The sequence below is a fragment of the Nostoc sp. NOS(2021) genome, from assembly GCF_017115025.1.
In the GTDB taxonomy this organism is placed as follows: Bacteria; Cyanobacteriota; Cyanobacteriia; order Cyanobacteriales; family Nostocaceae; genus Nostoc.
Genome location: NZ_JABXKM010000253.1, coordinates 1 through 6861 on the forward strand (window position 1 = coordinate 1; position 6861 = coordinate 6861).

The 6861-nt window shown below is 41.9% G+C and carries 10 protein-coding genes; 5 read left to right on the forward strand and 5 right to left on the reverse strand.

The window, feature by feature from the left end:
- Positions 1-181: 181 nt before the first annotated feature.
- Positions 182-2215 carry a protein phosphatase 2C domain-containing protein gene (locus HWQ41_RS26235; protein WP_292769667.1) on the reverse strand — a complete coding sequence of 678 codons (2034 nt, stop codon included), beginning with the start codon at positions 2213-2215 and terminating at the stop codon, positions 182-184.
- 393 nt (positions 2216-2608) lie between these two features.
- Here HWQ41_RS26235 and HWQ41_RS26240 point away from each other — a divergent pair, with 393 nt between their 5' ends.
- Positions 2609-3043 carry an NfeD family protein gene (locus HWQ41_RS26240; protein WP_292769669.1) on the forward strand — a complete coding sequence of 145 codons (435 nt, stop codon included), beginning with the start codon at positions 2609-2611 and terminating at the stop codon, positions 3041-3043.
- A 250-nt stretch (positions 3044-3293) separates the two neighbouring features.
- Positions 3294-4301: an SPFH domain-containing protein gene (locus HWQ41_RS26245; RefSeq protein WP_292769672.1), complete on the forward strand. Its 1008-nt coding sequence runs from the start codon at positions 3294-3296 to the stop codon at positions 4299-4301.
- A gap of 124 nt (positions 4302-4425) precedes the next feature.
- Here HWQ41_RS26245 and HWQ41_RS26250 read toward each other — a convergent pair whose 3' ends face one another.
- Together HWQ41_RS26250 and HWQ41_RS26255 are read right to left on the reverse strand one after the other, a co-directional pair.
- Positions 4426-4572: a pentapeptide repeat-containing protein gene (locus HWQ41_RS26250; RefSeq protein WP_292769675.1), complete on the reverse strand. Its 147-nt coding sequence runs from the start codon at positions 4570-4572 to the stop codon at positions 4426-4428.
- A 60-nt stretch (positions 4573-4632) separates the two neighbouring features.
- Positions 4633-4845: a pentapeptide repeat-containing protein gene (locus HWQ41_RS26255; RefSeq protein ID WP_292769677.1), complete on the reverse strand. Its 213-nt coding sequence runs from the start codon at positions 4843-4845 to the stop codon at positions 4633-4635.
- A gap of 121 nt (positions 4846-4966) precedes the next feature.
- Between HWQ41_RS26255 and HWQ41_RS26260 the strand changes: the two genes are divergently transcribed.
- From HWQ41_RS26260 to HWQ41_RS26270, 3 genes are all read left to right on the forward strand, one after another.
- A complete protein-coding gene (locus HWQ41_RS26260; RefSeq protein WP_292769680.1) occupies positions 4967-5314 on the forward strand; it encodes a DUF433 domain-containing protein in 348 nt (115 codons plus the stop codon).
- Positions 5315-5330: 16 nt separating this feature from the next.
- On the forward strand, positions 5331-5675 hold the full coding sequence (locus HWQ41_RS26265; RefSeq protein WP_292769682.1) for a DUF5615 family PIN-like protein: 345 nt from the start codon (positions 5331-5333) through the stop codon (positions 5673-5675).
- Between the two features lie 116 nt (positions 5676-5791).
- Positions 5792-6385, forward strand: coding sequence for a Uma2 family endonuclease (locus HWQ41_RS26270; protein WP_292769685.1), 594 nt, complete (start codon positions 5792-5794; stop codon positions 6383-6385).
- On the opposite strand, the gene HWQ41_RS26275 is transcribed toward HWQ41_RS26270, so the two are convergent.
- Entirely contained in the window at positions 6363-6623 is a 261-nt protein-coding gene (locus HWQ41_RS26275) for a type II toxin-antitoxin system Phd/YefM family antitoxin (protein ID WP_292769687.1), read from the reverse strand. The genes HWQ41_RS26270 and HWQ41_RS26275 overlap by 23 nt on opposite strands.
- A gap of 46 nt (positions 6624-6669) precedes the next feature.
- The coding region (locus HWQ41_RS26280) for a hypothetical protein (protein WP_292769690.1) at positions 6670-6861 on the reverse strand (192 nt) is incomplete at its 5' end.

Consider the following 6861-nt stretch of genomic DNA (forward strand, 5'->3'; position numbering starts at 1 on the left):
ATTTGGTCTTAACATCGCGATATTTGGTCTTAACATCGCGATATTTGGTCTTAACATCGCGACATTTGGTCTTAACATCGCGATATTTGGTCTTAACATCACGACATTTGGTCTTAACATCGCGACATTTGGTCTTAACATCGCGATATTTCGGTATAATCTATTCTCCAATCCCCAGTCTCTACTTTTTAGGCGCACAAAGTTGCTGCACTCTTTGGGGAAATTGCCGGCACATCTGCTGAAATCCTTGAGGATTAATTTGCCACCAAGCAAATAATCCCAGACTTGTACCCCCCACAATCAACGCCAACACTCCCCCCAACATTACCAAACGTTTACCCCGATTAGGTTTTGTAATTAAGGTTGGTGGGATTTCTGGGCTTGTAAATGGTTCCTCTGAAAGATCCAAATCTAGATCCAAATCTAGATTCAAATCTAGCAGCGATCGCGAACTTTCTGTGAAAGAAGTTGGTTCCTCTAGTTCCTCTAGTTCCTCTAGTTCTTCTAGTTCCTCTAGTTCCTTTTGTTCTTGTTCCTCTTGTTCTTCTTGTATTTCCGCTTCTATAATCTCTTCTGGCAACGCCGGAGTCACAGGTACTAAGTATTCTGGGGAGACACGGTAATAAGTGAGAACAACCGACGTATTATCACGCCCATTTTTTTCGTTTGCCAAGTTAATCCAGTTGCGGACAGCATCTTCAACTGTCAGTTCACCTGTGAACACGGGTATTGCATAATCCTGCCAAGATTGTTCCACCCAGTTATTATCACTTAAACCATCAGAACACAGCAACAATATGCCATCTTCCTCCACAATGAATCGCTGAACCTTGAGACGCAAAGATTCAGCATCTCTTGTCCCCAATGCTTGAGTTAAAGCACTAGCATCTGGTCTGAAAAGTGCCTTTCGATACAAGCTTTTAGCAAAGCGTACTTCCCGTGTTGCCACATCATCATCTACTGTCAGTAGCTGACAATAATTGCGAGTAATCCAATAGGCACGGCTATCGCCAACATTAGCTAAGTAAAGTTCATGGGTATTATTTGATTGCCACCCAGTACTTGTCTGCACTCGTTGTGGAACTTGCACCGCCATTACAATGGTTGTAGCCATGCGTTCTCTGCCTTGGCGTTTTTGTTCATTATTGCGGGCACAAATCACATTATTTATCACCCGCAAGCTTGCTTCTAATTGTTCCTGCAACAACTCTGGTGGCACAAGTACAGTTTGTTCTGTTACCTCCGCTAGTAAGGCGCGAATTTGCAACTTTACAGACTGCACTGCCAACTTACTCGCAACTTCGCCGCCTTCGTGTCCGCCAATCCCATCGCAAACAATCGACAAGTGAGGCAATAAAGGTTCATCTAAGTCACTCAAAGCATTGGGGTAGCAAGCGTCTTCATTTTGCGCCATAACTGGGCCAATATCTGTAGAACCTGCCACCTTCAGGACTAATGGCAATTCTGCCGCAGATGCTAGTAGTAAATTATTGAGTTGAATATTAATAGTCTCTAACTCAATTTCAGTTTCACACATCTGCTCGACTATGTTCTGTAACCCTTTAGTTACTGATGCCTTTGCAGACGCTACCCAAAACTGCCAAGACTGTCCCAGATTTTGTAAACTCAGCTTCTCATCTGCTGGTGTTTGGTAGAGTTCCAACAGTCGCACACACCAACCTTGAACTCTCAAATTATCTACTACCAGTAAACTGCGGCTAAGTCCCAATTCTGATAAAGGTGTCCAAAGTTGGAGAATTTGCCACAGCCAATAAACTTGTCGTACCGCCGTTGCTTGTTCCCATGCCTCAACAATAGTTGGATAGATATTTCCGGTTTTATCTATCGGCACATTTTCTAATAAGAGGATATCACTTGTATCTTGCTCAAGGTCACTAGCAAACCCATAAGTCTGGGGCAAATGCAATTGCTCTTGATATAACCGTAGATAAGGAATTACTTCCTTTGGCAATTCTTCAGGTACATCTGGCGGCAGTCCCGGTTGAGTATCCAGCCAAATCTGGTGACTAATGACTTCATACCTATCTGCAACCTTTGTACCTGGTAGGATTTGAGCAGACAATGAACCAGTAGCCCAAAGATAGCGGTGAACTAAAGGAGTTTGGCAACTGGCACAAACACTATCTTCCATAGGATTAATGGGGCTATTACAGCCTGGGTTTATACAATAAATTATCAGTTGAGTAGAAATCATAAAGGTAGAAATTTAAGAAACCAATCAACTTATGAACTTCGATTAACTTTAGCTGGCAATGACTAACTTTAGCTGGCAATGACTTGAAGGCTAGAATAGACTGGATTAGTGTACCGCTAGCTACACTTTGTTACTGAAATTAATCAAAATTATTGGTAAAAATACCAAGTTTACGCGATGTGCAACTTATTCTTAAAACTCCGCTTCCATTCCTCTCCCCCACTCCTGAGAGGCTTTGATTCTTGCTCCCCAACGCTGGTAGGGAAGGGGTTGGGGGTTAGGTTTGAAAAAAATTTGCACACGGCGTAAGTTTTGCTTTGTGTAAATAACTTAGTCTGGCTGTATCTAATCGTAGAAATGCATTTAGGTCAATGTAGAGTTTAGGATGGCGCTATGCCAAGTTTTACCTTAATCTGGCTTCTGGCAGGAGCAGTTCTGTGTCTAATGGAACTGTTCTTACCATCGGCGTTTGTCGCCTTCATGATGGGAATTAGCGCTTTTGTGGTGGCGCTGTTGTCTGGAGTGGGTTTGGGAAGTGTATGGTTGCAAATTGTGGTTTGGCTGTTGCTTTCCACAGTACTAATTTTGCTTTCCCGTCGGTTTTTGCAACCGCGACAACGCAAATCGAAAATTCGGGATGCAGTCATAGCTGAAACCTTAACAGAAATTCTGCCTGGAAAAACAGGGCGGGTGCGGTATGAGGGAAATTCTTGGCAAGCAAGATGTGACGATGACAAATTTACCGTACCACCCCATCAAAGAGTTTATGTGGTCAGGAGAGAAGGTACTACTTTGATTGTGATACCAGAAAATTTGTTGAATTCTTAGTTATTGGGAATGGGGCATTGGGCATTGGGCATTGGGCATTGGGCATTGGAAAGAAATTAATCTCTACTTCTTCATCTCCCCCACTTCAAACTCCCAACTCCCAACTCCTAACTCCCAACTCCCAACTCCTAACTCCTAACTCCTAACTCCTAACTCCAAACTCCAAACTCCAAACTCCCAACTCCAAACTCCTAACTCCAAACTCCAAACTCCCCTTCCTTTCCCTTTGTTAAAAATCAGGAGATTCATAATGGAACAGTTCTTTTTACTAGTATTTTTAGCCCTTGGTGGTTCTGCGGTAGCAGGATCTGTGAAAGTTGTCAATCAGGGCAATCAATCTTTGGTGGAAAGATTGGGTAGTTATAACAAAAAACTCGAACCAGGACTAAACTTTGTCATTCCTTTTGTAGATAGAGTTGTCTACCGAGGAACTATCCGAGAAAAAGTCTTAAATATTCCTCCCCAACAGTGCATCACCCGTGACAACGTTGGTATTGAGGTGGATGCAGTGTTTTACTGGCGGATTGTGGATATGGAAAAAGCCTGGTACAAGGTAGAAAATCTGGAGTCGGCAATGGTAAACATGGTGCTAACTCAAATTCGCGCCGAAATGGGACAACTGGAGTTGGATCAAACCTTTACGGCTCGTTCTCACATCAGTGAACTTTTATTACAGGATTTGGATGTTGCTACCGATCCTTGGGGTGTGAAAGTGACACGGGTAGAACTGCGAGATATTATTCCATCTCAGGCAGTGCGAGAATCGATGGAATTGCAAATGTCGGCAGAACGACGCAAACGGGCGGCAATTTTAACTTCTGAGGGCGAACGCGAATCTGCTGTCAATAGTGCTAGAGGTAAAGCTGAGGCGCAAATATTGGATGCGGAAGCTCGTCAAAAATCGACAATTTTGCAAGCGGAAGCTGAACAAAAGGCGATCGTTCTGAAAGCTCAAGCTGAACGTCAGCAGCAGGTTTTAAAAGCACAGGCGATCGCAGAGTCTACAGAAATTATCGCCCAAAAGCTCCACACTATCCCCAATGCCAATAAAGCGGTAGAAGTTCTGTTTGCCTTGGGCTATCTGGATATGGGCGCGACAATTGGTAGAAGCGATAGCAGCAAGGTCTTATTTATAGATCCGCGCACTATCCCTGCTGCTTTCGAGGGTATGCGTTCCATTATCTCAAATGGTCAGATTGACTCTAACGAGTTGTTTCCTAAGCAAATACCAGGATTAGAAAATAACCGCCCTGCTTAGGAGTGGCATTGATGTCAACTTCAGTTTAAAACCCTTTTCAAACTTCGTTTCCAGTCTCAGACTGGGAACGAGACAATCACAATTATCTACTGACAATATTTTTTCAGCTATTTCTTCTCAGAATTTACCCATAGAGGTCAACTTCGCTAAAATCGGCATTATCAAAGTTGGCACCAGTCAGGTTGCAATCTTCAAAGGTGGATTGCCACAAATTGGCTTGATCCCAGTTAGTATTCCTAAAGTTGCAGCGAACGAAGAGACAACTATCCATATTGTTAATCCCAGTCATGTCGGAACCACTCAAGTTAGCACTTTCCCACTTCCAAAAGTGCTAGATAGTGTATCGCAAATTAGCTTTTCTCACAATACAACCACTAAAATCAACATTGAGGGAGGAACCCTCCAGATTAATACCACTGAGGTCAACACCTTTGGGCAAATCTTCACGCCAGTCATCAATAGCAACATAAGTAAAATCTCGCTCCCCAGCAGCATATCTCCTCAACAATTCTTCAACAGTAATTATTTGTCTTTTGACCTTCATTTTTCAACACCATACTCGCTTTGGTTCGGACGGTAGCACTATAGCTAGTGATATCGGTAAAGCCCTTATGTAGTAAATTTTCAAACCCCGTTAAAATATAGTTAATCTTAGACAGTTTCCAATGATAGCCCAAGACTTAGAAACACAGTTACTATCCCTAACACCAGCCCAAAAGGTTGAAGCAATTCGCATCTTAACCCAAGGTATTAATATCAACAATCATGGAATTACCAAAACCCCTGGTGTAATGGGTGCTGATGCTTGTATTGCCGGAACACGCATTCCTGTTTGGTTGTTGGCAACTTATCGACGACAAGGTGCTAAAGATGCTGATATTCTAGATCAATATCCTCAACTTAGCGCCGCTGACTTAGTAATAGCATGGCTTTATGCTGAGGCATTCCCTGACGAAATTGATACTGCTATTCACGAACAAGAACAAGCTGATGCAATTTTAGATGTTTCTTAAAATATCTCGTTGAACTATGGCAAGGCTGTTAGCAGATGAGCAGTTCCCGCGTAAATCAGTAGAATTATTACGTACTTTTGGACATGATATTATCACCATACAAGAAGCAGACAAAGCCGGAATTTCTGATGATATGGTGTTAGATTTTGCGATATTAGAAAATCGGGCTGTATTAACTATTAATCGTCGTGATTTTTTTAAATTACATAAGATTAAACCCGACCATACCGGGATAATTGCGTGCAAAGATGATTTAGACTGGAATCGATTAGCAATAAATATTGATGCGGTGATTTCTACAGAATCAACATTAATAGGAAAAGTTATTCGCGTAAATAGATTTCCTTCTACAAGACTATAAACCTTCTGCGATACCTGACGGTAAGCTGGCGCGATGTCTACGACCGGCGTAGCTGCGGCACTAATTTTTCCATTCTTCTAGTGATAAAATAATCAAGCTTTGATAAGTTGTAAATTATGACATTATCTATTCAGCCAACCACAGCATTAAGTGTAGAAGAGTTCTTAATACTACCAGAAACCAAACCAGCAAGCGAGTATTTTAACGGTCAAATCTCCCAAAAAGCTATGCCACAGGGAAAACATAGCACTTTACAAATTGAATTAGCTTCTGCCATAAATCAAATTACAAAACCACAAAAATTAGCTTATGCCTTTCCTGAATTACGCTGTACATTTCAAGGTTGTTCAATAGTACCAGATATTGCTGTGTTTGAATGGCAAAGAATTCCCCTTGATGGAAAAGGCAGTATTACAAATAAATTTGAAATTCCCCCAGATTGGATAATTGAAATTCTCTCACCAGTTCGCGCTTCGCGTTCCCGAAGGGTACAATCACCGAACCGAGTTATCCGCAAAATTACATTTTCTATCCAAAATGGAGCAAAGCTAGGTTGGTTGCTCGATCCTGATGATGAGTCAATCATGATTTTTGAACCCAACAAATTACCAGAATTAAAAGAAAAGCAAGATGTTTTACCCGTTTTGAGTGTTTTGGAAAATTGGCAATTAACAGTTGCAGACGTATTTAGTTGGTTGAGTTTTGTTTGAATAAAGCATGTTCCTCTGTACGTGCATTTATGAGAGTTGCACTCAAAGACTCACCCTGAATCGCCAGCGAATCTCGAAATTTTTTCATAGTTGCTAACCGTTGTTCTTTTTGTCGGAAAGGAACCAAACGAGCGACGGCTTTATTTTGGTCTAGCAAAATTACTTCTTCTCCCCTAGCTACTCGTTCCAAGAGAGATTTTAAATTCATAGCTGCTTCTTCAACGCTAATTCTCAACACTTCATTACTCCTGTAGTTAAGCTTGAAGATCAAAGAAAATTTCCTGCTAATACCATTTCTTGATGAAGATGCAGATAATTAGCCTGCTTACGCAGGCTACCCTGCGGGTACTCCGTTGGAGAACTTGGAGAGTAGCCGCTTTGCGTCTATGTTCTGGTAGCCCCGGACTTGAGTCTGTGGGAGAATAAAATGCAACCTCACATAATATAGCAACGGACAAGAAGGTTAGGACATTAAC

Bases quoted from the DNA above. Each gene is read 5' to 3' on its own strand.
- HWQ41_RS26240 (WP_292769669.1), top strand. From the start codon at position 2,609: ATGCCAAGTTTTACCTTAATCTGGCTTCTGGCAGGAGCAGTTCTGTGT.
- HWQ41_RS26260 (WP_292769680.1), top strand. From the start codon at position 4,967: ATGATAGCCCAAGACTTAGAAACACAGTTACTATCCCTAACACCAGCC.
- HWQ41_RS26265 (WP_292769682.1), top strand. From the start codon at position 5,331: ATGGCAAGGCTGTTAGCAGATGAGCAGTTCCCGCGTAAATCAGTAGAA.
- HWQ41_RS26235 (WP_292769667.1), bottom strand. From the start codon at position 2,215: ATGATTTCTACTCAACTGATAATTTATTGTATAAACCCAGGCTGTAAT.
- HWQ41_RS26255 (WP_292769677.1), bottom strand. From the start codon at position 4,845: ATGAAGGTCAAAAGACAAATAATTACTGTTGAAGAATTGTTGAGGAGA.
- HWQ41_RS26250 (WP_292769675.1), bottom strand. From the start codon at position 4,572: ATGGATAGTTGTCTCTTCGTTCGCTGCAACTTTAGGAATACTAACTGG.
- HWQ41_RS26245 (WP_292769672.1), top strand. From the start codon at position 3,294: ATGGAACAGTTCTTTTTACTAGTATTTTTAGCCCTTGGTGGTTCTGCG.
- HWQ41_RS26270 (WP_292769685.1), top strand. From the start codon at position 5,792: ATGACATTATCTATTCAGCCAACCACAGCATTAAGTGTAGAAGAGTTC.